16 protein-coding genes are annotated in these 23,674 nt (G+C 72.7%); 3 read left to right on the top strand and 13 right to left on the bottom strand.

Annotation, left to right across the window (positions count from 1 at the left end; genetic code table 11):
- Positions 1 to 3: 3 nt before the first annotated feature.
- Entirely contained in the window at positions 4 to 1,419 is a 1,416-nt protein-coding gene (proS, locus tag VT50_RS30875) for a proline--tRNA ligase (RefSeq protein ID WP_046087414.1), read from the bottom strand.
- A gap of 351 nt (positions 1,420 to 1,770) precedes the next feature.
- Here proS and VT50_RS30870 point away from each other — a divergent pair, with 351 nt between their 5' ends.
- Complete coding sequence (locus VT50_RS30870) at positions 1,771 to 2,646, top strand: methyltransferase domain-containing protein (RefSeq protein ID WP_046087415.1); 876 nt, start codon at positions 1,771 to 1,773, stop codon at positions 2,644 to 2,646.
- Between the two features lie 170 nt (positions 2,647 to 2,816).
- On the opposite strand, the gene ffh is transcribed toward VT50_RS30870, so the two are convergent.
- The 5 genes from ffh to nsdA form a co-directional block, all read right to left on the bottom strand.
- On the bottom strand, positions 2,817 to 4,367 hold the full coding sequence (gene ffh / locus VT50_RS30865; protein ID WP_046087416.1) for a signal recognition particle protein: 1,551 nt from the start codon (positions 4,365 to 4,367) through the stop codon (positions 2,817 to 2,819).
- Positions 4,368 to 4,563: 196 nt separating this feature from the next.
- Positions 4,564 to 7,137: a [protein-PII] uridylyltransferase gene (locus tag VT50_RS30860; protein WP_046087417.1), complete on the bottom strand. Its 2,574-nt coding sequence runs from the start codon at positions 7,135 to 7,137 to the stop codon at positions 4,564 to 4,566.
- 40 nt (positions 7,138 to 7,177) lie between these two features.
- Positions 7,178 to 7,516, bottom strand: coding sequence for a P-II family nitrogen regulator (locus VT50_RS30855; protein ID WP_046087418.1), 339 nt, complete (start codon positions 7,514 to 7,516; stop codon positions 7,178 to 7,180).
- Positions 7,513 to 8,805 carry an ammonium transporter gene (locus VT50_RS30850; RefSeq protein WP_046087419.1) on the bottom strand — a complete coding sequence of 431 codons (1,293 nt, stop codon included), beginning with the start codon at positions 8,803 to 8,805 and terminating at the stop codon, positions 7,513 to 7,515. The genes VT50_RS30855 and VT50_RS30850 overlap by 4 nt, the downstream gene beginning before the upstream one ends.
- 207 nt (positions 8,806 to 9,012) lie before the next feature.
- Entirely contained in the window at positions 9,013 to 10,527 is a 1,515-nt protein-coding gene (gene nsdA, locus VT50_RS30845) for a transcriptional repressor NsdA (RefSeq protein WP_046087420.1), read from the bottom strand.
- Positions 10,528 to 10,977: 450 nt separating this feature from the next.
- Between nsdA and VT50_RS30840 the strand changes: the two genes are divergently transcribed.
- Complete coding sequence (locus VT50_RS30840) at positions 10,978 to 11,649, top strand: bifunctional DNA primase/polymerase (protein WP_046087421.1); 672 nt, start codon at positions 10,978 to 10,980, stop codon at positions 11,647 to 11,649.
- Between the two features lie 97 nt (positions 11,650 to 11,746).
- On the opposite strand, the gene ftsY is transcribed toward VT50_RS30840, so the two are convergent.
- The 5 genes from ftsY to VT50_RS30815 all read right to left on the bottom strand — a co-directional run bounded on the left by ftsY (position 11,747) and on the right by VT50_RS30815 (position 16,744).
- Entirely contained in the window at positions 11,747 to 12,967 is a 1,221-nt protein-coding gene (ftsY, locus tag VT50_RS30835; protein WP_046087422.1) for a signal recognition particle-docking protein FtsY, read from the bottom strand.
- Positions 12,968 to 13,001: 34 nt separating this feature from the next.
- Entirely contained in the window at positions 13,002 to 13,649 is a 648-nt protein-coding gene (locus tag VT50_RS30830) for a response regulator (RefSeq protein WP_046087423.1), read from the bottom strand.
- 80 nt (positions 13,650 to 13,729) lie between these two features.
- Positions 13,730 to 15,892, bottom strand: a complete 2,163-nt coding sequence (locus VT50_RS30825; protein WP_240529376.1) for a sensor histidine kinase — start codon at positions 15,890 to 15,892, stop codon at positions 13,730 to 13,732.
- A 1-nt stretch (position 15,893) separates the two neighbouring features.
- Complete coding sequence (locus tag VT50_RS30820; RefSeq protein WP_046087424.1) at positions 15,894 to 16,187, bottom strand: hypothetical protein; 294 nt, start codon at positions 16,185 to 16,187, stop codon at positions 15,894 to 15,896.
- A 128-nt stretch (positions 16,188 to 16,315) separates the two neighbouring features.
- Positions 16,316 to 16,744 (bottom strand): hypothetical protein, encoded by a 429-nt coding sequence (locus VT50_RS30815; protein ID WP_046087425.1) that lies wholly within the window; start codon positions 16,742 to 16,744, stop codon positions 16,316 to 16,318.
- Positions 16,745 to 16,950: 206 nt separating this feature from the next.
- Between VT50_RS30815 and VT50_RS30810 the strand changes: the two genes are divergently transcribed.
- Positions 16,951 to 17,937 (top strand): LLM class flavin-dependent oxidoreductase, encoded by a 987-nt coding sequence (locus VT50_RS30810; protein ID WP_046087426.1) that lies wholly within the window; start codon positions 16,951 to 16,953, stop codon positions 17,935 to 17,937.
- A gap of 42 nt (positions 17,938 to 17,979) precedes the next feature.
- Here the strand turns inward: VT50_RS30810 and VT50_RS30805 are convergent, their stop codons facing one another.
- Together VT50_RS30805 and VT50_RS30800 are read right to left on the bottom strand one after the other, a co-directional pair.
- The gene (locus tag VT50_RS30805) at positions 17,980 to 19,398 is read right to left on the bottom strand and encodes a sugar porter family MFS transporter (protein ID WP_046087427.1); all 1,419 of its coding nucleotides are present in this window, start codon (positions 19,396 to 19,398) and stop codon (positions 17,980 to 17,982) included.
- 215 nt (positions 19,399 to 19,613) lie between these two features.
- Positions 19,614 to 23,600, bottom strand: a complete 3,987-nt coding sequence (locus VT50_RS30800) for an AAA family ATPase (RefSeq protein ID WP_078840792.1) — start codon at positions 23,598 to 23,600, stop codon at positions 19,614 to 19,616.
- Between the last annotated feature and the right edge of the window lie 74 nt (positions 23,601 to 23,674).

The following is a 23,674-nucleotide window of genomic DNA, read 5'->3' as shown; positions in this document are numbered from 1 at the left end:
ACGTCAGTAGGCTCTCGCGACGAACGCGACGTTACCTGGAGCGTCGTCGGCGTCCGGCACCGCCCCGTCCTCGGTGACCAGACACCGGACGGACACGGACCGCTCGGCGAGCGCCGCCTCGCCCTCCGGCCCCAGGTCAGCCCACCGGATGCGGGCCCACCCGCCCGCGGCCGCCGCCTCGGCGGCCTCCTCCAGAGTCGTCACATCCGTGGTGCGCGCCTTACGGCGCTCACGGGCCTGCCGCAGCAGCAGCGCCTGGTCCTCCTCCAGGACCTTCGGCAACAGCTCCGGCAGCAGCTCGGCGCGCACCGGCTCCTTGCCGCCGGGGATCCGCCTGGCCACCATCGCGGTGCCGCCCTCCAGATCACGCGGACCGATCTCGACCCGGACCGGGACACCCTTGAGCTCCCAGTCGACCGCCCGCCGGCCGAAGGGGGTGTCCGTACGGTCGTCGACGTGGACCCGCACGCCCGCCGCGGTGAGCAGATCACCGATCTCGCGGACCTTGGCGAGCACCGCGTCATCGCCCTTGATCCCGAGCACCACGACCTGGACCGGGGCCAGCCTCGGCGGGATCCGCAGGCCGTTGTCGTCGCCGTGCATCATCACCAGCGCGCCGACCATCCGTGTCGTACTGCCCCAGGAGGTCTGCCAGACCAGCTCCTGCTCGCCGTCCTTGGACAGATAGCTGGTGTGGAAGGCCCGGGCGAAGTTCTGGCCCAGCTCATGGCTGGTGCCCAGCTGGAGCGCCTTGCCGTCGCCCATCATCCCTTCGAGGGTGAGGGTGTTGAGGGCGCCGGCGAACCGCTCCCGGGCGGTCTTGCGGCCCAGGACCACGTCCATCGCCAGGACGTCCTCCATGAAACGGGCGTAGACCTCGCGGTGGATCCGGGCGGCGAAGGCCCTGGCGTCCTCGTACGACGCGTGCGCGGTGTGGCCCTCCTGCCACAGGAACTCCGTCGTCCGCAGGAACAGCCGCGGCCGCAGCTCCCAACGCACCACATTGGCCCACTGGTTGATCAGCAGCGGCAGATCGCGGTAGCTCTGCACCCACTTGGAGAAGTACTCGTTGACGATCGTCTCGGAGGTGGGCCGCACGACGACCGGCTCCTCGAGCTCCTTACCGCCGCCATGGGTGACGACCGCGAGCTCCGGCGCGAATCCCTCGACGTGATCGGCCTCCTTGGCCAGATACGACTGCGGGATGAAGAGCGGGAAGTACGCGTTCTGGACGCCGACCGCCTTGATGCGGGCGTCCATGTCCTGCTGCATCCGCTCCCACAGCCCGTACCCGTACGGTCGGATCACCATGGTGCCGCGCACCGGGCCGTTGTCGGCCAGTTCGGCCTTGTTGATTACGTCCTGGTACCAGCGGGGGAAGTCCTCCGCCCGGGGGGTGAGCACGGGAGCCTTAGCCATGGCGCCGATCGTACGGCCCGGGGGTACCGAACCGTGAATCGGACCAGGGCGAGGCGATCAGCGCCGGCCACCGCCCGCGTCACACCCATGGCCGCCCGCGCCACGCCCATGGCCACCCAGGAGCCGTCCAGGAGCCCGGCGGAGGTCAGGGGGCGGTCCGGGGAGCGAGGCGTAGCCACGGGTGCGCGGGGGCGCACACAGGGGGCACGCAAGCACGGCCGTGAAACCTCTGGACGCGGGGACGGATGCGGAGTTCCCTGGCATTTGGGGGTGGGACGTCATAACGCACAACGGGGGATGTGACACCGAATCTGACGACGGCACAGATCTTCGCTGATTGGGGCCCTTTCGATGACATCTACGCTCGTACGGCGGCACCGCCCGTGCCATGCCCCGTCGTGGACGGTGGACGCGCACGCCCGCACCCGCGACTGGGCGGAGATCCAGGAGCGGATGCTGGTCCCGCTGTACGAGGCCGTGTACGAACGGCTGGACGTCGGCGCCGGAACGCGCCTGCTGGGCCTGGGCTGCGGCTCCGGGCTCGCCCTCCTCATCGCGGCCGCGCGCGGCGCCGCGGTGTGCGGAGTGGACACGGACGAGCGGCGCCTGGAGCTCGCGCGCGAACGGCTGACCGCCGCGGGTGCGCCGAGCGACCCGGCACGGCCCCCGCGGCTGGGCCTCGGCGGCCCGGAGAGCCCGTGCGCGCGGGAGGCGGCGGCGGACGCGGCCTTCACGGTGGTGACCGCCTTCGAGCCGCTGTCCGCCCTGGGCGCGGGGAGCCCCGGTGCGACGGTGCCCGCCGCCGCGTCCGCGCTCACGGCCGCCGTGGCCCACACCGAGCGCGGCGGGGCCGTGGTGCTCGCCGGATGGGGTCCGCCGGAGCGCTGCGCCACCTCCGGGGTGCTGCGGGTGGGCGCCCGGCTCGCCGATCCCATGTGCTCCCCCGCGCGCTGGCGGCCGTGCGGCCGGGACGACCTGGAGGAGCTGGCCGCGCGGGCGGGCCTGCGACCCGACGGCTCGGGCCGGGTGGCCTGCCCGTTCGGGTACGCCGACATGGACAGCGCGGTGCGCGGGCTGCTGTCGACCGGACTGTTCGACGCGGCGGAGCAGGTCACGGATCCGATCCAGGTCCGTAAGGAGATCACCGAGGCGCTGCATCCGCATCAGCGGGTGGACGGCACGGTGTGGATGCCGAACGTCTTCCGCTATCTGATCTGCCGCGTCTGAACGGGGCCGTCGGGTAAGGCCCCTGACGGCGTGCGCAGGGGCCTTACGGTTCGTTCGTACGGGCACGGCGGCGGTTCGTCCGTACGGGACGGCTGGCTCGTACGGGACGGCTGGCTCGTACGGGACGGCTGGCTCGTACGGGGGGCGGCTCTGGACCCGGGAGGCTCAGCTCAGCCCATGAACTTCTTGAACTCGTCGGGGAGTTCGAAGTCCTGACCGCCCTGGTCACCGTTGGGCAGCCCGAACGCGCCGCCCTGCTCGCGGCGTGCCGCGGCGGCCTGCTCGTCGGCCTTGCGCTTCATGGGGTTGCCCGAGCGCTGCTTCCCCTTGGCCTTCTTCTGCTGCTTGCCCTTGCGCTTGGCGCTGCCGCCCACGCCCGGCATGCCCGGCATCCCGGGCATCCCCGGCATGCCGCCGCCCTGGGCCATCTTCGACATCATCTTGCGTGCGTCGAAGAACCGCTCCACCAGGTTCTTGACCGCGCTCACCTCGACGCCGGAACCGCGGGCGATACGGGCGCGGCGCGAACCGTTGATGATCATGGGGTCCTGGCGCTCGCCTGGGGTCATCGACTTGATGATGGCCGCAGTACGGTCCACATCCCGCTCGTCCAGGTTGTTGATCTGGTCCTTCATCTGGCCCATGCCCGGCAGCATGCCGAGCAGCTTGGAGATGGAGCCCATCTTGCGGACCTGCTCCATCTGCGCCAGGAAGTCGTCGAGCGTGAACTCCTTGGGGCCCTTCGCCAGCTTGGCCGCCATCTTCTCGGCCTCTTGCTGGCTGAAGGTCTGCTCGGCCTTCTCGATCAGGCTGAGCATGTCGCCCATGCCGAGGATGCGGGACGCCATGCGGTCCGGGTGGAACGCGTCGAAGTCGTCCAGCTTCTCGCCGTTGGAGGCGAACATGATCTGGCGGCCCGTGACATGCGCGATGGACAGCGCGGCACCGCCGCGCGCGTCGCCGTCCAGCTTGGAGAGCACCACACCGTCGAAGCCGACGCCGTCGCGGAACGCCTCCGCGGTGTTCACCGCGTCCTGGCCGATCATCGCGTCGACGACGAAGAGGACCTCGTCGGGGCGGACCGCGTCGCGGATGTCGGCGGCCTGCCGCATCAGCTCCTCGTCGATGCCGAGGCGGCCCGCGGTGTCGACGATCACGACGTCGTGCTGCTTGGTGCGGGCGAACTCGATCGAGTCCTGCGCCACCTTCACCGGGTCGCCGACACCGTTGCCCGGCTCGGGGGCGAAGACGGCGACACCGGCCCGCTCCGCGACCACCGAGAGCTGGTTGACGGCGTTGGGACGCTGGAGGTCACAGGCGACGAGCAGCGGGGTGTGGCCCTGGCCGTTCAACCAGCGGCCGAGCTTTCCGGCGAGCGTGGTCTTACCGGCGCCCTGCAGACCCGCGAGCATGATCACGGTCGGTGGCTGCTTGGCGAAGCGGAGGCGCCGGGCGTCGCCGCCGAGGATGCCGATGAGCTCCTCGTTGACGATCTTGATGACCTGCTGGGCGGGGTTGAGCGCCTGGGAGACCTCCGCGCCGAGGCTGCGCTCCTTGACCTGCTTGATGAACGCCCGGACGACGGGCAGCGCCACGTCGGCTTCGAGCAGGGCGATCCGGATCTCGCGTGCCGTGGCGTCGATGTCCGCCTCGCTGAGGCGTCCCTTGCCCCGGAGGTTCTTGAAAGTCGCTGCGAGGCGATCGGAGAGGGTATCGAACACGGTGGTCGCGAATCCTTCGGTCGGATGTCGGGTCGGTGGTCGGCCTCCAAGGGTATCCGCCCGTCGTGCGAACGGTCTGCCCCCGGGTTTGCGACGCGACTGTTGTTCCGGGGGCTCCGCCCCCGTGCCCCCGCCGAGGCTCCGACCCGGACCCCGCTCCTCAAAGGCCGGAGGGGGCCGGGATGCGACCCGCCCCTCAGGCCACGGGCGGGCTGGTCAGTGCTCGTTCGACTTCCTGGGCCACCTCGGCCGCGTGCATGGGTTTCAGGGGGGCGCCGGAGTCGTCTGTGACATAGAACGCGTCCACCGCGTTGGCGCCGAGGGTGGAGACATGGGCGCTGCGGACCGCGACGCCGGTGTTTTCCAGGGCGCGGCCGATGCGGTGCAGCAGGCCGGGGGCGTCCTGGGCGCGGACCTCGATCACGGTGGCGAGCTGGGAGCTGCCGGGGGCGACCGTGACCCGGGGTGGTGGGGCGTGCACCCCGCGGCGGCGCGGGTACTTGCGGTAGGCGGCCTCGCGCTCGGCGAGGCGGGCGACGATGTCGAGCGAGCCGTCCAGGGCGCGGAGCAGGTCGTTCCGGAGGCGGGCGGCCTGTGGCAGGGAGCCGTACTCGGCCGCCACCCGCCAGCTCAGGAGCAGTACCCCGCCCACGGTGTCCGCCGCGTCCAGGTCCGACGGCAGTTCGACGGCGCGCAGGTCCGCCGCGCGCACCGTAAGGCGGTGCAGGGCCAGGACACCGGCCGCGGTGGCGAGGACTCCGAGCTGGTCGGGGACGGCGATGAGGAGTTCCACGCCGATCGGCTCCTGACCGCTGGGCCCCTCCTCGGGTGGCCCTTCGGTGACTTCCGTAAGGAGGCCGGTTTCGCCGGGCGGCAGTGCCTCGGAGCGTGCGTGCAGGGCCAGCACCGGGCCGCCGGTGCGCCATGCCTCGACCGCGAGGCGTTCCTGCTCGGCCGTGGTCTGCTGCGGGGTGGACCAGTCGTCCGCGGGTTCACCCGCGAGCACCGCCGAGACCCGTTTGACCAGGTCGGCGACGAGCGAGCCGCGCCAGGCGCTCCAGGCCGCCGGGCCGGTGGCGAGGGCGTCGGCCTCGGTGAGGGCGTGCAGCAGCTCCAGGGTGGTGGCGCCACCGACGGCCTCGGCGACCGAGCGCACCGTGGCCGGGTCGTCCAGGTCGCGGCGGGTGGCGGTCTCGACAAGCAGCAGATGGTGGCGTACGAGGGTGGCGAGGACCGCGACGTCCGCGCGGTCGAAGCCGATACGGGCGGCGACATCGCGGGCGATGGTCTCCCCGGCCACCGAGTGGTCACCTGGCCAGCCCTTGCCGATGTCATGCAGCAGCGCGGCGACCAGCAGCAGATCGGGGCGGCCGACCCGGCGGCTGAGGGCGCTGGCCCGGACCGCGGTCTCGACCAGATGCCGGTCCACGGTCCAGCGGTGGACGGGGTTGCGCTGCGGACGGCAGCGCACCCGCTCCCAGTCCGGCAGCAGCCGGGTGATCAGCCCCTCGGCCTCCAGCGCCTCCCACACGCCGACGGTGGACTCGCCCGCGCCCAGCAGCGTGATCAGCTGCTCCCTGGCCTCGGGCGGCCACGGCACGGGCAGCGGCCGGGCGGCGGCGGTCAGCCGCCTTACGGCGTACGGCGACAGCGGGAGTCCGGCCTGGGCGGCGGCCGCGGCGGCCCGCAGGGGGAGCACGGGGTCGCGGTCGGGGCGTGCGGCGCGGGCCAGCACCACCTCGCCGTCCTGCTCCACCACGCCCTCGGCGAGCGGGCTGCGCTCCCCCGTGTCCGCGCCGCTTCCGGGGCCCCCGCGCCCGCCGCGCCCGCCGAGGAGGGCGCGCAGCCGGGGCCGGGCGGCCGAACGGGCGCGCAGCACCCGTTCGACCTCGCGCCAGGTGACATCGGACGCGTAGGAGATGATCCGGGCGGATTCGTAGATCTGGCGCAGCAGGGCGTCGGCGTCGAGCAGCCCCAGGGCGCCCGCGACCTGGTCCTGCTCCTGGAGGGCGAGGCGGTCGGTGGCGCGGCCGGTGGACAGATGGAGCGCGTCACGGGCGTCCAGCAGCCGCCGCCGCGCGTCGTCAAGCCCCTCGCGGGGGGCGTCGGCGAGCCAGGAGGCGGCGATGGCGCGCAGCGCGGTGGCGTCGCGGAGCCCGCCGCGGGCCTCCTTCAGATCGGGTTCGAGCAGGAACTGCAGCTCCCCGTGGCGTTCGGCGCGCTCCTGGCACAGCGCGTGGAGCTCGGGCAGCCGCCGCGGGGCCTGGGCGCGCCAGTCGGCGAGGACGGTGGTGCGCAGATCGGCGGTGAGATCGGCGTCGCCCGCGATGTGGCGGGCGTCGAGCAGGCCGAGCTGGACCTTCAGGTCCTCGGCGGCCGTTCCGCGGGCCTCGTCGGGGGTGCGTACGGAGTGGTCGAGGGCGAGGCCCATGTCCCACACCGGGTACCAGATGTGGTCGGCGAGCGCGGCGAGGGCCGAACGGTCGGCGGAGCCGTCGTGCAGCAACAGCACATCGAGGTCGCTGCGCGGGGAGAGTTCGCCGCGTCCGTAGCCGCCGACGGCCACCAGGGAGACGCCCCGGTCGATCCCGGCGGTCTCGGCGCCGCCGTTGAGCAGGGCGGCCAGCCACTGGTCGGTGAGACCGGCCAGCGCGGTGCGGCGCGGCGGCCCGGACCGCGACTCCTCCTGGAGGAGTCGCAGCCGCGCCGCCGCGTAGCCGCCGGGCCCCGAGTCGGTGCTGTGGTTCGTGGTCTCGAGGCTTTCCGTCAACTCGGCTCCCTGTCCGCATGCCACTGGTGGTCCGTAGGCGTCAGAGGGCGTCCGGGCCGCGCTCCCCGGTGCGGACGCGGACCGCGGTCTCGACGGGGACGCTCCAGACCTTGCCGTCCCCGATCTTTCCGGTGCGGGACGCCTTGACCACGACGTCGATGAGGTCATCGGCGTCCTCGTCCTCGACCAGCACCTCTATGCGCACCTTGGGCACCAGGTCGACGGTGTACTCCGCACCCCGGTAGATCTCGGTGTGGCCGCGCTGGCGGCCGTAGCCGCTGGCCTCGGTGACGGTCAGCCCCTGGACGCCGAACGCCTGCAGCGCTTCCTTGATCTCGTCGAGCCGGTGCGGCTTCACTACCGCGGTGATGAGCTTCACGCGTCCACCTTCTTGTTGTGCGGCTTCTGCGGCGCGGACGCGCCTGCCTGGTCCGCGCCGGGCACCGTACTACGGGGGGATCCGCCGACCGCGCTGAAGTCGTAGGCGGTCTCGGCGTGGAACGCCTGGTCGACGCCGCCCAGCTCGTCGTCCTCACTGGCCCGGAAGCCGATGGTGACGTCGATCAGCTTGGCCAGGACCCAGGAGACGGCGAAGGAGTAGATCAGCACCGTGAAGGCGCCGAGGGCCTGCTTGCCCAGCTGGCTCACGCCGCCGACGCCGTCGGTGGCGAGGACGCCGACCAGGAGGGTGCCGATGAGGCCGCCGACCAGGTGCACTCCGACCACGTCGAGCGAGTCGTCGTAGCCGAGCTTGTACTTGAAGCTGACGGCCCAGGAGCAGACGACCCCGGCCACCAGGCCGATCACGATGGCGCCCCAGGCGTTGACCGCCGCGCCGGAGGGGGTGATGGCGACCAGGCCCGCGACCGCGCCGGAGGCGGCGCCCAGGGTGGTGAACGCGCCGTGCCGGATGCGCTCGTAGGCGAGCCAGCCGAGCATCGCGACGCCGGTGGCGATCTGGGTGTTGAAGGCCATGTTGGCCGCGGTCTCGTCGGCGGCGAGGGCGGAGCCGGCGTTGAAGCCGAACCAGCCGAACCACAGCAGACCGGAGCCGAGCATCACCAGCGGCAGGTTGTGGGGGCGCATCGGATCCTTCTTGAAGCCGATGCGCTTGCCGACCACCAGGGCCACGGCGAGGCCCGCGGCGCCCGCGTTGATGTGCACCGCCGTGCCGCCCGCGAAGTCGATGACCTCCTGCTTGAACAGCCAGCCGTCGGCCTGCCAGACCCAGTGGGCGACCGGGAAGTAGACGACCGTGGCCCACAGGGTGATGAAGAGCGCCCAGGCGCCGAATTTGACGCGGTCGGCGACGGCTCCGCTGATCAGCGCGGGGGTGATCACCGCGAACATCAGCTGGAAGAGCGCGAAGGCCAGGACCGGGATCGCGTCCGGCTTCTCGCCCCACAGCGAGGCGGGCTCGATGCCCTTGAAGCCGATGTGGTCGAAATTGCCCAGCAACCCGCCGCCGATGTCATCACCGAAGGCGAGCGAGAAGCCGAACAGCACCCACAGCAGCGAGATGACGCCGAGCGAGATGAAGGACATCATCAGCATGTTCAGGGCGCTCTTCACCCGCACCATGCCGCCGTAGAAGAAGGCCAGGCCGGGGGTCATCAGCATCACGAGCGCGGCGCTGATCAAGACGAACGCTGTATTTGCGCCATTCAATGTGGACGTCTCCTCGAAGCGACGGCCCGTGCGGGCAGGACATCGGTGGGCCGGTATTCGCCTCGAGGTTGGCGCAGCGCCGTTTCAGCCAATGCCGCCCGATGTTTCGCCGCAGTGACGAAGGACGCGGGAGTGTTACGCGGCGGTGAACCGCGGTGGGCGGTCCGGGGCCCTCCGTTACGGTGCCGCGATCATCGCCGGGGCCGCTCAGACGGCCTGGCCGGGACCCGTCGTCTCGGGGTTGTCGGGCATCAGGGTGGCCAGCCGCTCACTGAGATCGGTGATCTCCGGTACGTCGCCGAACTGGCGCACCGCCGTGTCCACGGTCTTGCGCAGCCGGTTGTTGACCCGCTCCGAGCGCACCCGCTTGGCGAGCGGCAGCGCCTCATGGGCCACCGCGGCGGCCTGCTCGGGCTGGGCCTGGAGGAGGTGGACGGTGGCCATGCCGATCAGGTTGAGCGCATACGAACGCTGGGGACCGGACTCGTTCTCGGCCTCCTTGCCGAAGAGCCGCACGGCCCTGCGCATCACCGGGTCGGCCATCTTGGCGTAGGTGGGGCTGCGGCCGGCCACATAGGCGAGATCGCGGTACGAATGGGCGTTCTCCGCGTTGAGCTCGGCCTCGGAGAAGAAGCGGATCCAGTCCGGGTCGCCGTCGGCCCCGGCGCATTCGGCGAAGGTGTCCTCGGCCATCTTCACCGCTCGGTGGCACTTGCTGGGCTGGCCCATATTGGCGTAGGCGCGGGCCTCCATCGCATACAGCATGGCCTGGGTGCGCGGCGTGGCGTTCTCCCGGCTGCCGTACTGCGCGAGGTGGATCAGCTCCAGGGCGTCGTCCGGCCGCCCGACGTGGATCATCTGGCGGCTCATGCTGGAGAGGACGTACGAACCGAGGGGGCGGTCGCCGGACTCCTTGGCGGCGTGGAGGGCGAGCACGAAGTACTTCTGGGCGGTGGGCTGGAGCCCGATGTCGTAACTCATCCACCCGGCCAACTGGGCGAGCTCGCCCGCGACCTTGAACAGCCGCCGGGAGACCGCGTCCGGATGCGGCTCCTGGAGCAGGTCGGTGACCTCGTGCAGCTGGCCGACCACCGCCTTGCGGCGCAGCCCGCCCCCGCACTGGGCGTCCCAGGCGCGGAACATCATGATGGTGGACTCCAGCAGCTCCAGCTCGGGCTCGGAGAGCCGGGAGACCCGGCGCGCGCGCCCGCCGTCGGCCGCCCGGGCGCCGCCGGGCTGTCCGCCCGTCGAGGGCACCAGCCAGCGCTGCATGGGCTCGATGAGGGCGGGGCCCGCGGACAGCGAGAGCGAGGTGCCGAGGAAGCCGCGGCGGGCGAGCATCAGATCGCTGCGGGAGAACTCGCCGATCAGCGCGACGGTTTCGGGCCCGGCCCAGGGAAGGTCCACCCCGGACACGGACAGTGACCGGTGGGCGGCGCGCAGCCCTAGGTCCTCGATGCCGACCACACAGCCGAAGCGCTCGGAGAACAGCTCGGAGAGGATCTGCGGAATCGGCTCACGGGGCTGCTCGCCATCCAGCCAGCGGCGCACCCGCGAGGTGTCCGTGCTGATGTGGTGGGCGCCTAACTGCCGCGCTCTGCGGTTGACTTGGCGCGCCAGCTCCCCCTTCGACCAGCCGCTGCGCACGAACCACGACCCCAGTTGCGCATTGGGGCGCTTCCCAGCACCGCCACCGACGTCGCCCACCCGGAACGCCCCCATCCCACGAATCTTCCCGGACCGCCACCAGAATGCCTTCTGTCACGGTCAGTTGTCCCCGGGATACAGCGCATCAACCGTCCGGACGGGAACCGCCTCATGCCAGTGGCATGTACCGATCCGTACTCCGCCCGTCGTCAGCTCACATTCGAGTGAGCGCGCCTTTCCAGGGACTGTGCACTGAAAGTAATCCTACGATCACGCCTCCGGCGAGGCGCTTCCCGAAAACGCCACCATTCGCCACCCCTTCGAATGAACCCGGTTGCCGTTTCCCACGATTCACTTGACACCGAGGCGACGGGAAAAGGTGAAGGGGTGCATGTGGGGGCGCGCGGGTCGCGCCTCACCACTTCCGTCACATCGGAGCGCACACCGCCGCACCTCATCGGCGACGGAGCGTCATCACCGCGCTCCCGCTCGTAACCATCGAGAGCGGTACCCGTTGGAGGGGGCATGGGCTTCACGATCGGCGGCATCCGGGATATGCGGTCCGGCTCACGGCGCCGCGGCCGTACGTCCGAGTCCACGACGGTGGCGGAGTACACCGGTCTGTGGGGCTGGGACGTGGTGCCGGGCGCGCGGGCGGCTCGGGGCTCGGGGAGCGGCAGAAACGAATGTTCATGCGGTGACCGGGACTGCCCCTCCCCCGGGGCGCATCCGCTCGCCTTCGCCTCCGGCGTCCCGGCGGGCGCCACGCTGGACGCCGCCGCGGCCGCGTGGGAGCAGGTCCCGGGGGCGGCCGTACTGCTGCCCGCGGGCCGCTCGTTCGACGTCCTGGAGGTCTCGGAGTACGCGGGCGGACACGCGCTGGTCCGGCTGGAGCGGATGGGGCTGCCCCTCGGCCCGGTGGCCGCCACCCCGCACGGGCGCGCCCAGTTCTTCGTCGCCCCCGGCGCCGCCGCCGAACTCCCCGAGCTGCTGTACCGCATGGGCTGGGACGACGCCGACCTCGATCTGCGCTGCCTGGGCCCGGGCGACCACATCACCGCCCCGCCCTCGGACCTCGGCGGCCTCGGACCGGTCCGCTGGCTGCGCCCGCCGACCCTCGACACCGCGGGCCGCCCGCCGCACGCCCGGCTGGTCCTGGGGACTCTGGCCTATGTGAGCCATCGGGCCGGGAGCTGAGCCCGCGGCCGGAACGCCGTTACGCGAAACGCCGGACGGGCCGGGAGTTCGACCCCGGCCCGTCCGGCGCGATACGGGTGATCCCCCACCAACGGCCTCAGCCGTCGATCAGCGCGTCGACGAACGCCTCCGGCTCGAACGGCGCGAGATCGTCCGCTCCCTCCCCCAGACCCACCAGCTTGACCGGGACGTTCAGCTCACGCTGGACCGCCACCACGATGCCGCCCTTGGCGGTGCCGTCCAGCTTGGTCAGCACGATGCCGGTGATGTCCACCACCTCGGCGAACACCCGCGCCTGCACCAGGCCGTTCTGCCCGGTCGTGGCGTCCAGGACCAGCAGCACCTCGTCCACCGCGCCGTGCTTCTCCACGACCCGCTTGACCTTGCCCAGCTCGTCCATCAGACCGGTCTTGGTGTGCAGCCGCCCCGCGGTATCGATAAGGACGACATCCGCGCTCTCGGCGATGCCCTCCTTCACCGCGTCGAAGGCCACCGACGCCGGATCGCCGGCCTCCGGCCCCCGGACCGTACGGGCACCGACCCGCTGGCCCCAGGTCTGCAGCTGATCCGCGGCGGCCGCGCGGAAGGTGTCGGCCGCGCCGAGCACCACCGACTTGCCGTCGGCCACGAGCACCCGGGCCAGCTTGCCGGTCGTGGTCGTCTTACCGGTGCCATTCACGCCGACGACCATGACGACACCCGGCTTCTCCTCACCATTCGCGCCCACACCGCTCTCGGTGTGCACCGAACGGTCGGCCTCGGTGCCGATCAGGTGCAGCAACTCCTCGCGCAGCAGCCCGCGCAGCTCATCGGGCGTACGGGTGCCGAGCACCTTCACCCGCTCCCGCAGCCGCTCGACCAGCTCCTGCGTCGGCGCCACCCCGACGTCCGCGGTCAGCAGCGTGTCCTCGACCTCCTCCCAGGTCCCGTCGTCAAGGTGCTCCCGGGACAGCAGCGTCAGCAGCCCCTTGCCCAGAGTGGTCTGGGACCGGGACAGCCGGGCGCGCAGCCGGACCAGCCGGCCGGCCGAGGGCTCCGGGACCTCGATCGGCGGGACCTCGGGCGCGGCGGGAGCGGGCGCCTCCGCGGCCGGGGCCCCGGCACCCGGAAGATCCACCTCCTCGATGGTTCTGCGTGGCTCCTCACGCGGGGTTTCGGCCTCCTCACCGACGTGCGGTTCGGCGGGCGGCGCGGTGACGGTGGGGCTGCTCGGCGGGGGCTGGGGCAGCCGCTTCTTCTTGCGGCCGCTGATCACGAGCCCGCTGATCGCGGCGACCGCGACCACAGCGATGACTACGGCAAGGATGAGGTATTCCATAACGCCCCCAGTATCAGCCACGAGGGGGAGCGCGTCATTCGCCTCCCAAACCTGCCTGCCGGGCGCGCACGATCGCCTGGGCACGGTCGCGCACCTGGAGCTTGGCGAAGATCGACCCGACGTGATTGCGCACCGTCTTGTCCGTCACCACCAGCCGCTGGGCGATCTGGCGATAGCCGAGCCCGGCCGCGAGCAGATCCAGCACCTCAAGCTCCCGGGCGGTCAGCGTCGGGAACGCCTCCTTCGCGGACGCCGAACCCGACGCGCCGACCAGCGCCCCCAGCCGCTCGGCCATCCGCGGGCTGAAGACCGCGCCACCGCGCGCCACGGTGTGCAGCGCCCGCAGGATCTCGTCCCGGCCCGCGCCCTTGAGGAGATAGCCACGGGCCCCGGCGCGCAGGGCGGCCAGCAGACTGTCGTCGTCCTCCGACATCGTCATGACCAGCACCCGGATCTCGGGGTGATCGCACAGGATCCGCCGGGTCGCCTCCAGCCCGGACCGGCCCGGCAGCGCGAGATCCATCATCACCAGATCCGGACCGGTGCGCACGGCCTCGGCCACCGCGCCGTCCGCGCACGCCGCCTGGCCGACGACGGTGAACGCGACATCGAGATTGACGGCGGCGGCCAAGCCCTCCCGAAAGAGGGGATGATCGTCCACCAGCAGAACCCTCCACTGCACACTGCGTTCCTTCTTTTTTGAGGCTCGGTTCGCCTCCGGGGCGCAAAAGTCACTGTCGACGGTCCCAGGGGCCGGAAGCTCTACGGTGTCCGGGCGCTTGACCAGGCGGCCTGGGGAGGCGGGGCGCGGCCGGAGGAGCCCAGGGCCTGGGCCCGGCAGGCCTCGTGGGCCGGGGGCTTCCTGTGCTCCTCCGGGTTGCCGTGTTCGCCCGGTCCCGCGAGGGGCAGCACCGCGTGGACCACCGTGCCGGTCGCCGATCCGGTCACCGAGCAGGAGCCGCCGATCTCCTCGGCCCGTTCGGTGACCGAGGCGAGGCCGACACCGGGCACCGCGGTCTCGCGCAGGCCGCTGCCGTCGTCGGCGACCTTGACCTCGAGGGTGTCCGGGCCCGCGGTCAGCTCGACGCTCACCTGGCGCGCCCGGGCGTGCCGTACCGCGTTGGTCAGCGACTCCGCCGCGATCCGGTACGCGGCCGTCTCCACGCCGGGCGACAGCGGCGGCAGTGCGGCGGGGCGGCTGGCCACGCCGACCCGCAGGCCGTCGACGCCCAGCCGGTGCGCCAGGTCGCGGACCGCACCGGCCAGTCCGCGCTCGGCCAGCGCCGCGGGTGCCAGGCCCGCGGTGATCCTGCGCACCTCGACCAGGGCCTCGGCAAGCGTCTCGGCGGCCTCGCACAGCTGCGGGGTGGCGGGGTGGCCGGGCGGACAGGAGGTCTGCGCGATGTCCAGCCGCAGCCTTACGGCGGCCAGTTGGGGGCCGAGTCCGTCGTGGATCTCCCGGCGCAGCCGACGGCGCTCCTGTTCGCGGGCGAGCACCAGGCGCTCGCGGGCGGCCTGGGCCTCCTCGGCCAGGCGCAGTGCGGCGAGTGCGGGGGCGGCCTGGTCGGCGAGGAGGGAGAGCAGTCCGCTGTCGCGTTCGGCCGGGGTGCCGGAGCCGTCGCGTGAGACCTCCAACCGGCCGACCGTACGGCCGTGGTGGCGCAGCAGGAACGTCTGGACCGGGCCGGTCAGCGGCGCTCCCGCGGAAGCCAGGCGGCGGGGCCCGGCGCGGGTGTCGACGCTGACGGCGGCGCCCGAGACGCCCAGGTCCTCCACGGCGCTGCGGCAGATCTGCTGGGGCACCTCGCCGGGGTGCGGGGCCTGTTGCAGCCGTACGGCGAGGGCGCTCACGGCTTCGTGCGGACGGGCCCGGGGACCGTAGAAGACGCGCTCGACGCAGAGGGTGAGCTTGCGGGCGCTGGGCCGCAGCCCCCAGCCCAGTACCAGGGCGCATCCGGCGGTGATCGTGGTGGCTCCGCTGCGCACGGAGGGGAGTCCGGCCTGGACGGCGACGACCGCGCAGACCACCACGGCGGCCAGCGAGGTGAGCACGAAGGCGCGGGCGAGGCGGTGGCTGGTGGAGCGGTCAAGGCGCCATATGCCGGTGCGGGCGACGCCGAGGCAGATCGCGGCGGCCCATACGGCGCTGCCGACCGTACGGGCCACGATCGTGGGCACGCCCTCGCCCCACTGGGACAACAGGAGCGAGACGCAGGCGGGGTAGGCGGTGGCCAGCAGTGCCCAGTCGCGCCGCTCGGCGCCGCGAGAGACGGCGGCGCGGCAGCACAGGGCGGCGGTCACGGCCGCGGCGACGCTGTGCAGCACCCAGGGTTCGGCCTCGGCGTAGGCGTCGAGGTGGTCGAAGGCCCACTGGCCGCCCGCGGTGGAGAACGCCGGGTTGGCCACGGAGCCCACCCGCGGCTCGCTGATCAGCCACAGCCCCGCGTACCCCAGCCAGTAGCCGGACGCGCCCAGGCTGATCACCCACCACTGCCACCGTCGGCGCCGGCCCCGGGGGAACAGCCACAGCGGCAGCAGCAGTACGGTCAGCGGGCGGCAGGCCATCTTGGCGGCGGCGAGCAGCAGGGACAGCATGGCGCCCGTGGTGCCCAGGTCGGCCAGGCCCAGCAGCCCGGCGGCGGCCGAGGGCAGCAGCCACAGGCCGCCGGCCACCAGCAGGACGCCGCCGTAGCGCCGGGCCGAGCGCTCGGCGAGCAGCAGCACGCCCACGCCCAGCACCGGGACGCCCACGGCGACCCTGGTCAGCACCGTGGCGCCCCGGGGGTGGGGATAGGCGAGCGCGAGCCAGTCGTCGTTGACCCGCAACAGCCCGGCCACCCATCCGGCCAGGACCACCACGATCAGTGCCGATACCCCGCCCGCGGCGCGCACGGCGCGGTCCTTCGGCAGTGCGGCCCGGCGCATCTCAACCGGCGGCCGGCCCGGAGGTCAGGGCGCGCGCAGCGCCGGAGCCTCTGACCCACAGCGTGACGTAGTTGTCGTTACGGCCGGGGCGGCACTTGTACTCGGCCCACTTGTGCCGCTCCACACCGGACCTGCCCGTGCGCTGACAGGCCGCGGTGGTGTCGTAGTGCCCCGCCTCCCGCCAGTCGGTGCCCGCGGGAGAGGCGGCTGTGGCGGGGGAGGCGGCCGCGGTCCACAGGACGGCCCCGGCGCTCAGGCCGAGGGCGATCGCCGTGCGGATTCGGGTAGGGCGCATGGTCGTTCTCCTTGGGTCTCGCCCGTGCACTACCCGCCAACGCGGCCGTGAAGTGCGCGGACGCCCCGGCCCACCCGAACCGGTGACCACCTAGCACCCCCGTTTCCATCGGCGGCCTGACCGGGTGCTCACCCCACGAGCAGCAGGACGGCCACCGCGATCGTCTCGGCCTCTCCGTAAGGCAGTCCGAAGCGCATCAGGGCGAGCATGACGGGCTGCGCCGCCCAGACCTCCAGCGTGTCCAGGAAGTTCGCGAGCCGGTGGGCGTAGCGGCGCACCAGGGCGGTCTCGCGGGGGGTGAGCCGGCTGAGCAGCTTGGCCAGCAGCGCGCCCCCGTGGCGGAGGGCGGTGACCAGCAGCCGCTGCCGGATGAGCCGCGCGGCCTCGGGGTCGGGGCCGGGGCTGGTGCCGTGGCCGTCGCCGTCGCCGCCTCCGGAGAAGAGCGTGGCTTTGGCGGATTCCAGGGGTCCGGAGTCACCGGCGGTCTGCCGGACCCGGGTGATGAGATCGTCGATGTCGGCCGCGGTGATGAGCGATTCCCCCGTGCTGATCGTCACGCGCCCCTCCTTGAGTTGGCGTATGCGGGCTACGGCCCATGGTGCGGGCCGGCCCTCACCCTCGGCCGCCCCGCGTCCCAGGCACATGAGTCATCCGCCCCGGCCGTGCCCGTGCGATGGGCCGAACGGGCCATGATGGTGGAGATTTGACGATCCGTCAGCTACCGTCCGGCTGCCGCGTCCCATGACGAAGGAGGACATCCGCCATGCCCGTCACGGTCGTACGCCTCAACCTCGTCGATCCCGACGCGACCCCGCGCGGCCTGTCCGAGCGGTACCGCGCCGCCCTGGAGATGGCGGCCTTCGCCGATGAGCGGGGCGTCTCCACCCTCCAGACCGAGGAGCACCACGGGTCCCCCGACAACTGGCTGCCCGCCCCGCTGGCCTTCGCGGGCACGCTGCTGGGCGCCACCCGCCGGATCACCGTCACCGTCTCGGCGCTGATCGCGCCGCTGTACGACCCGCTGCGGCTCGCCGAGGACCTCGCCGTGCTGGACCTGGCCAGTGGCGGGCGGCTGATCACGGTGGCGGGGATCGGCTACCGGCCGGAGGAGTACGCGGCCCTGGGCGCGGACTGGAAGCGGCGCGGCGCGCTCCAGGACGAGGCGCTGGAGACGCTGCTCGCGGCCTGGACGGGCGAGCCCTTCGAGTACCGGGGCCGCACCGTCCGGATCACCCCGCGCCCGTACACCCGGCCGCATCCGCCGCTGCTGATCGGCGGCAGTTCCCGGGCGGCGGCGCGCCGCGCGGCGCGCCTGGGCCTGCCGTTCTTCCCGAGCGCGCATCTGCCGGAGCTGGAGGCCTACTACCACGCACGGCGGGAGGAGTACGGCACCGAGGGCTGGTGCCTGATGCCCCCGGCGGCCACCCCGCTGCTGCATCTGTCGGAGGACCCGGAACGGGCCTGGGCGGAGTACGGCGGCCATCTGCTGTACGAGGCGCGCCGATACGCGTCCTGGCAGCAGGGCACGGTGCGCTCGGCGGTGCGGTCACGGGCCGGGGACGTGGCGGCGCTGCGCCGTGAGGGCGTCTACCGCGTCGTCACCCCGGAGGAGTGCGTGGCGCTGGCGGAGGAGGGCGGCGAGATGGCGAGTCTGGTGCTCCATCCGCTGTGCGGGGGAATGCCGGTCGAGGAGGGCTGGCGGTCCCTGCGGCTGTTCGCGGAACGAGTGCTGCCCCGCCTCAAGGACTGAGGCGGGGCAGTTCTCCTGTGCGAGGAGCGGGCGGCGGGGGGATTAGCCCATCTCCTCCAACGCCTTGCCCTTGGTCTCCGGCACCCACTTGAGGATGAACGGGATCGAGAGCAGGGCGAAGGCCGTGTACATGATGTACGTACCCGACAGGTTCCAGTCCGACAGGCTCGGGAAGCTGGCGGTGATGGCCCAGTTGGCGATCCACTGGGCGGAGGCGGCGACGCCGAGGGCGGCGGCGCGGATCTTGTTCGGGAACATCTCGCCGAGCAGGACCCAGACCACCACGCCCCATGAGAGGGCGAAGAAGAGCACGAAGGCGTGGGCGGCGATCAGCGCCAGGACACCCTCGGTGTGCGGCAGCTTGCCGTCCACCAGGTCCGCCGAGAAGGCCCAGGCCACCAGCCCCAGGGAGATGGCCATGCCCACGGAGCCGATGAGCGCGAGCGGCCTGCGGCCGATCCGGTCGACGAAGATCATCGCGATCACGGTGCCGAGGATGTTGATGATCGACGTGGTGAAGGAGTAGAAGAACGAGCTGCTGGGGTCGACGCCGACGGACTGCCACAGCGTCGAGGAGTAGTAGAACGCCACGTTGATGCCGACGAGCTGCTGGAAGACGGAGAGCCCGATGCCGATCCAGACGATGGGCAGCAGACCGAACCGGCCGCCGAGGAGGTCCTTGAAGGTCGACTTCTCCTCGCTGCGCATGGCCTGGTCGATCTCGGCGACCCGCACATCGAGGTCCACGGTCTTGCCCTCGACCTCCTCCAGGACCTCCTTGGCCTGGGCGGTGCGGCCGACGGAGATCAGGAAACGGGGCGACTCGGGGATGGCGAAGGACAGCAGCCCGTAGAGGACGGCGGGGATGATCATGACGCCGAGCATCCACTGCCATGCCTCGAGCCCGGCGATCCGCCCGCGCTGGTCGCCGTCGGCGAGGTTGAGGATCCCCCAGTTGACGAGCTGGGAGATGGCGATGCCGACGACGATCGCGGCCTGCTGGAAGGAGGCGAGCCGGCCTCGGTAGACGGGCGGGGCGACCTCGGCGATATAGGCCGGGCCGATCACCGAGGCCATGCCGATGCCGACGCCGCCGAGCACCCGCCAGAAGGCCAGGTCCCACAGCGAGAAGGGCAGCGCCGAGCCGACCGCGCTGATCGTGAAGAGGGCGGCGGCGATCTGCATGACGCGGATCCGGCCGATCCGGTCGGCTATCCGGCCCGCGGTGGCGGCGCCGATGGCCGAGCCGATCAGGGCGATGGCCACGACCTGGGCGAGGGCCGCGGAGCCGATGTCGTACTTGCCGCGGATGGCCTCGACCGCTCCGTTGATCACCGAGCTGTCGTAGCCGAAGAGAAAGCCGCCCATGGCGGCGGCTGCGGTGATGAAGATGACATGGCCGAGGTGGTCCGGCTGGGCCTTGCGGCCCTCGGCTCCCTGTGCCTGCACGGTGGTGGACAACGTGAACTCCTGACGCCCGCCCGGCAACGGCGCCGGACGTGGGGGATGGCGGGCCCTTCCAGCGGAGGCCACTGAGGCATCGACCACCACTTGAAGGTAAAAGCAACGTTGCAGAGACTATTCCTTCAAGTTTCGAAGTCAATAGGGTGTGACGAAGAAATCGTTCCAGCACACCGACACACGGGAGCAAGTCTTGACTTCAAGTATTGAAACGGTCACCGCAGGCGCTGGCTGATCACCTTCGAGACGCCATCCCCCTGCATGGAGACGCCGTACAGCGCGTCGGCGACCTCCATCGTCCGCTTCTGGTGGGTGATCACGATCAGCTGGGAAGCCTCCTGGAGCTCCTGCATGATCCGGATCAGCCGCTGCAGATTGGTGTCGTCGAGCGCCGCCTCGACCTCGTCCATCACATAGAACGGGCTCGGCCGCGCCTTGAAGATCGACACCAGCAGGGCCACGGCGGTCAGCGAGCGCTCGCCGCCCGACAGCAGCGACAGCCGCTTCACCTTCTTGCCCGGCGGCCTGGCCTCCACATCCACGCCCGTGGTCAGCATGTTCTCGGGGTCGGTCAGCACCAGCCGCCCCTCCCCGCCCGGGAACAGCCGCGAGAAGACGCCCTCGAACTCGCGCGCGGTGTCCCGGTACGCCTCCGTGAAGACCTGCTCGACCCGCTCGTCGACCTCCTTGACCACCTGGAGCAGATCGGCCCGGGTCTTCTTGAGGTCCTCCAACTGCTCGCTCAGGAACTGGTGCCGCTCCTCCAGCGCCGCGAACTCCTCGAGCGCCAGCGGATTGACCTTGCCGAGCTGCTGGTACGCGCGCTCCGCGGCCCTCAGCCGCTTCTCCTGCTGCGCCCTTACGTACCGCACCGGCTGGTTGCGCGGATCCTCCGGATCCTCCGGCAGCACCTCGCCCTCGGCCGGCGGGGACGGCGGGACGAGCTGGTCGGGGCCGTATTCGGCGATCAGCCCGGCCGGTTCGACGCCCAGCTCCTCCAGCGCCCTGGTCTCCAGCTGCTCGATCCGCATCCGCTTCTCGGCGCCCAGCACCTCGCCGCGGTGCACGGAGTCGGTCAGCTTGTCCAGCTCGCCCTTGAGATCGCGCCCCTGGCCGCGGGCGGCGTCCAGCTCCCGCTCCCGCTCGGACTTGGCGCGCTCCGCGGCGTCCCGCTCCTGCTCGGCCCGCACCAGGGACACCTCGACATGGGCCAGCAGCTGGCGGGCGCCGGAGGCCACGGCCGAGGCGACCTCGGCCTCATGGCGCAGCCGGGCACGCCGCTGCTCGGCGCGCGCCCGGGCCTCGCGCTCGGCGCGCGCGCCCCGGTCAAGCGCCTCGGCCCGCCCCGCGAGCCCCTTGACGCGCTCCTCATGCGTACGGGCCTGGAGCCGCGCCTCCATCTCGGTCTGCCGCGCGTTGGCGCCGTCGGCCGCCAGCCGGTCCCGTACGGAGGTGTCGGGCTCCTCCGCACCTCCCTCGCCTGCGGCGGTCTCCTCCGCCACGGCCAGCCGCTCGGCCAGCTCCTCCGCCTCTTCCGTCGCCCGCTCCAGCGCCTCCTCTGCCCTGGCGACGGCCGCGGCACTGCGCTCGGCCTCCCCGGCGGCCCCGCGCGCCTGCCCGGCCAGTCGGCCCAGCGACTGCGCGACCCGCGACTTCTCCCGGTCCGCCGCGCTCCGGCGGCCCGCAAGCTCCTCCACGAGCGCCAGGCACTCGGCCCGCCGCTCCTGCGCCGCGCGCTGCGCCCCGGCCAGCTCCTCGCACCGTACGGCAAGCCCCTCGAGCTCGGCAGCGGCCTCGTCGACGGACGCCTGCACCTCCAGCAGCGTGGGCGCACCGGCGGAGCCGCCCTGCGCGAAGTGCGCCCCGAGCAGATCGCCGTCGGCGGTCAGGGCCGTCAACTCCGGCCGCCGCGCGAGCAGTTCCTCGGCCTCCTCCAGGGTCTCGACCACCACCATGCCGTCGAGCAACCGCCTTACGGCGGGCAGCAGCGCGGCCGGCCCCGCCACCAGATCCGCCACCCGCGGCAACGCTTCGACGGCCGCTGCCTTACCGCCCGGCTCGCCCCCGAACCCCGCCCCCTCTCCCCCGGCGGGCTGCGGCACCCGCGCGGAAACGGCCGCCGGCGCCCGCGTACCCGGTACGGCGGCGGCGCCCTCAGCCCTCCCGGCGGAGCCCTCCGGTGCGGCAGCCGGTGAACCGGCCCCGGCCGCGGGGGGTTCGGCGTCCGTGCTCGGCGGCGCGTCTGGCTCGAACGGGCGGCCGACAGCGGCAGGCGCCGCCGGGGTGGCCGCCGATCGTGGCGCGGGCCCCTGGCCCGGCTCGCTCCGCGCCGCGCCCTCGGCGCGTGTGCCCGGCACGAGGGCGCCACCTGGCGCGGGCCCGCCGGAGCCACCTGACGCGGGCCCGCCGGAGCCGCCCGGCTCGGGCGCGGCGGACGGGGGCCCCGCGAGGTCGGCACACGAGGACTTCTCCCCCTCGGCGTCCGGCGTCGTCAGCAGCAGGGCGGCGCGGCCCGCGTCGTCGGCCCGCAGGAGGCGGATCGCCTCGGCCGCCGCGCGGGGGCCGCTGACGGCGATCGCGTCGGCGGCGGCGCCCAGGGCCGTGGCGACGGGGACCTCGAAGCCCGGGGCCACGGTGAGGAGTTCGGCGGCGGGGCCAAGGAGTCCGCCGAGACGGTCAGTGGCGGCCATAAGGGCGCCCGTGCCGTCCTTACGGCGCAAGCCGAGCGCGAGGGCGTCATGCCGGGCGGAGGTCGCGGCGCGCTCGCGTTCGGCGGCCGTCGCCGCCTCGCGGGCCGCGCTCAGCGCGGCCTCCGCCTCGGCCAGCTCGCGCTTCGCGGCCTCATGGCGCTCCGCCAATTCCGCGTCGTCCGCGTCGAGTCCGTCGACCTCCGCCTTAAGCTGCTCGTACTCCTCCTGTGCGGCGACCGCCCGGCCCTGTGCCTCGTCGCGGGACGCGGCCAGCCGCTCGATCTCGGCGCGGGCCGAACCGGCCCGGCCGCGGGCGGCGTTCACCTGGCCCTGGAGCCGGGCGAGCCCTTCGCGGCGGTCGGCGATGGCGCGGGCCACGTCCTTGAGCCGGCGCTCCTCCTCGGCCAGGCTCCGCTCGAGCTCGGCCCGGTGCGCCACGGTGTCGTCCAACGCCCGGCTCGCCGCCTCCAGGGCGGCCTCCAGCTCGGCCTCCTGCTCCCGGATGCGGGCCGCCTCGCGCTCCATGTCCTCGGGGTCGCGGCCGCGCCGCTCCTCCCCGGGGGCGGAGGTGGCGCTCTTGACCCGGGCGTCCGCCAGGCTGATCGTGCCGCGGACCCGCTCGGCGAGCTGCGAGAGCTCGTACCAGCTCTGCTGGGCGTCCCGGAGCCGGGGCGCGAGCCGCCGCACCTGCTCCTCCAGCGCCGCCTCGCGCTGCTGCGCGGTGCGCAGCTCGGCCTCGGCGGCCTCCTTGCGCCGCTTGAGCTCGGCCTCGTCGGCGACCTCGGCGCGCAGCGCCTCGCGCAGGGTCACCAGGTCGTCGGCGAGCAGCCGCAGCCGGGCGTCGCGCAGATCGGCCTGGATGACGGCGGCCCGCCGGGCCACCGCGGCCTGCCGGCCGAGCGGCTTGAGCTGGCGGCGCAGTTCGTCGGTGAGGTCCTGGACGCGGGCGAGGTTGGCCTGCATCGCGTCGAGCTTCCGCAGCGCCTTCTCCTTGCGCTTGCGGTGCTTGAGGACGCCCGCGGCCTCCTCGATGAAGGCGCGGCGGCCGGTCGGATCGGCGTGCAGCACCCCGTCGAGCTGGCCCTGCCCGACGATGACGTGCATCTCACGGCCGATACCGGAGTCGGAAAGCAGCTCCTGGATGTCCAGCAGCCGACAAGTGTCCCCATTCAGCTGATATTCGCTGCCGCCGTTGCGGAACATGATCCGGGTGATGGTGACTTCGGCGTAGTCGATGGGGAGCGCGCCATCGGCGTTGTCGATGGTGAGCGAGACCTCGGCGCGGCCGAGCGGGGGACGGCCGGTGGTCCCGGCGAAGATGACGTCCTCCATCTTGCCGCCGCGCAGAGACTTGGCGCCCTGTTCGCCCATGACCCAGGAAAGGGCGTCCACGACATTGGACTTGCCCGAGCCATTGGGGCCGACGACGCAGGTGATGCCCGGCTCGAACCGGAGCGTCGTGGCGGAGGCGAAGGATTTGAACCCTCGCAGGGTCAGGCTCTTGAGATGCACGCCTTTGGACTCTACCCGCCGCCCTTCCTCCGGCACCGCCCCACGACAGTGGCGCGGCGCAGCCGCCCGGCTTT

This window comes from Streptomyces antioxidans, from assembly GCF_000968685.2.
In the GTDB taxonomy this organism is placed as follows: domain Bacteria; phylum Actinomycetota; class Actinomycetes; order Streptomycetales; family Streptomycetaceae; genus Streptomyces; species Streptomyces antioxidans.
The sequence above is the reverse complement of the archived record's forward strand: the minus strand, read 5'-3'. Positions and strand labels throughout refer to the sequence as shown.

What these genes read in the sequence shown, in the direction of transcription:
- VT50_RS30840 (WP_046087421.1), top strand. Translation starts at nt 10,978, where the DNA reads ATGGGCTTCACGATCGGCGGCATCCGGGATATGCGGTCCGGCTCACGG.
- VT50_RS30810 (WP_046087426.1), top strand. Translation starts at nt 16,951, where the DNA reads ATGCCCGTCACGGTCGTACGCCTCAACCTCGTCGATCCCGACGCGACC.
- proS (WP_046087414.1), bottom strand. Translation starts at nt 1,419, where the DNA reads ATGGCTAAGGCTCCCGTGCTCACCCCCCGGGCGGAGGACTTCCCCCGC.
- ftsY (WP_046087422.1), bottom strand. Translation starts at nt 12,967, where the DNA reads ATGGAATACCTCATCCTTGCCGTAGTCATCGCTGTGGTCGCGGTCGCC.
- VT50_RS30825 (WP_240529376.1), bottom strand. Translation starts at nt 15,892, where the DNA reads ATGCGCCGGGCCGCACTGCCGAAGGACCGCGCCGTGCGCGCCGCGGGC.
- VT50_RS30870 (WP_046087415.1), top strand. Translation starts at nt 1,771, where the DNA reads ATGACATCTACGCTCGTACGGCGGCACCGCCCGTGCCATGCCCCGTCG.
- nsdA (WP_046087420.1), bottom strand. Translation starts at nt 10,527, where the DNA reads ATGGGGGCGTTCCGGGTGGGCGACGTCGGTGGCGGTGCTGGGAAGCGC.
- VT50_RS30820 (WP_046087424.1), bottom strand. Translation starts at nt 16,187, where the DNA reads ATGCGCCCTACCCGAATCCGCACGGCGATCGCCCTCGGCCTGAGCGCC.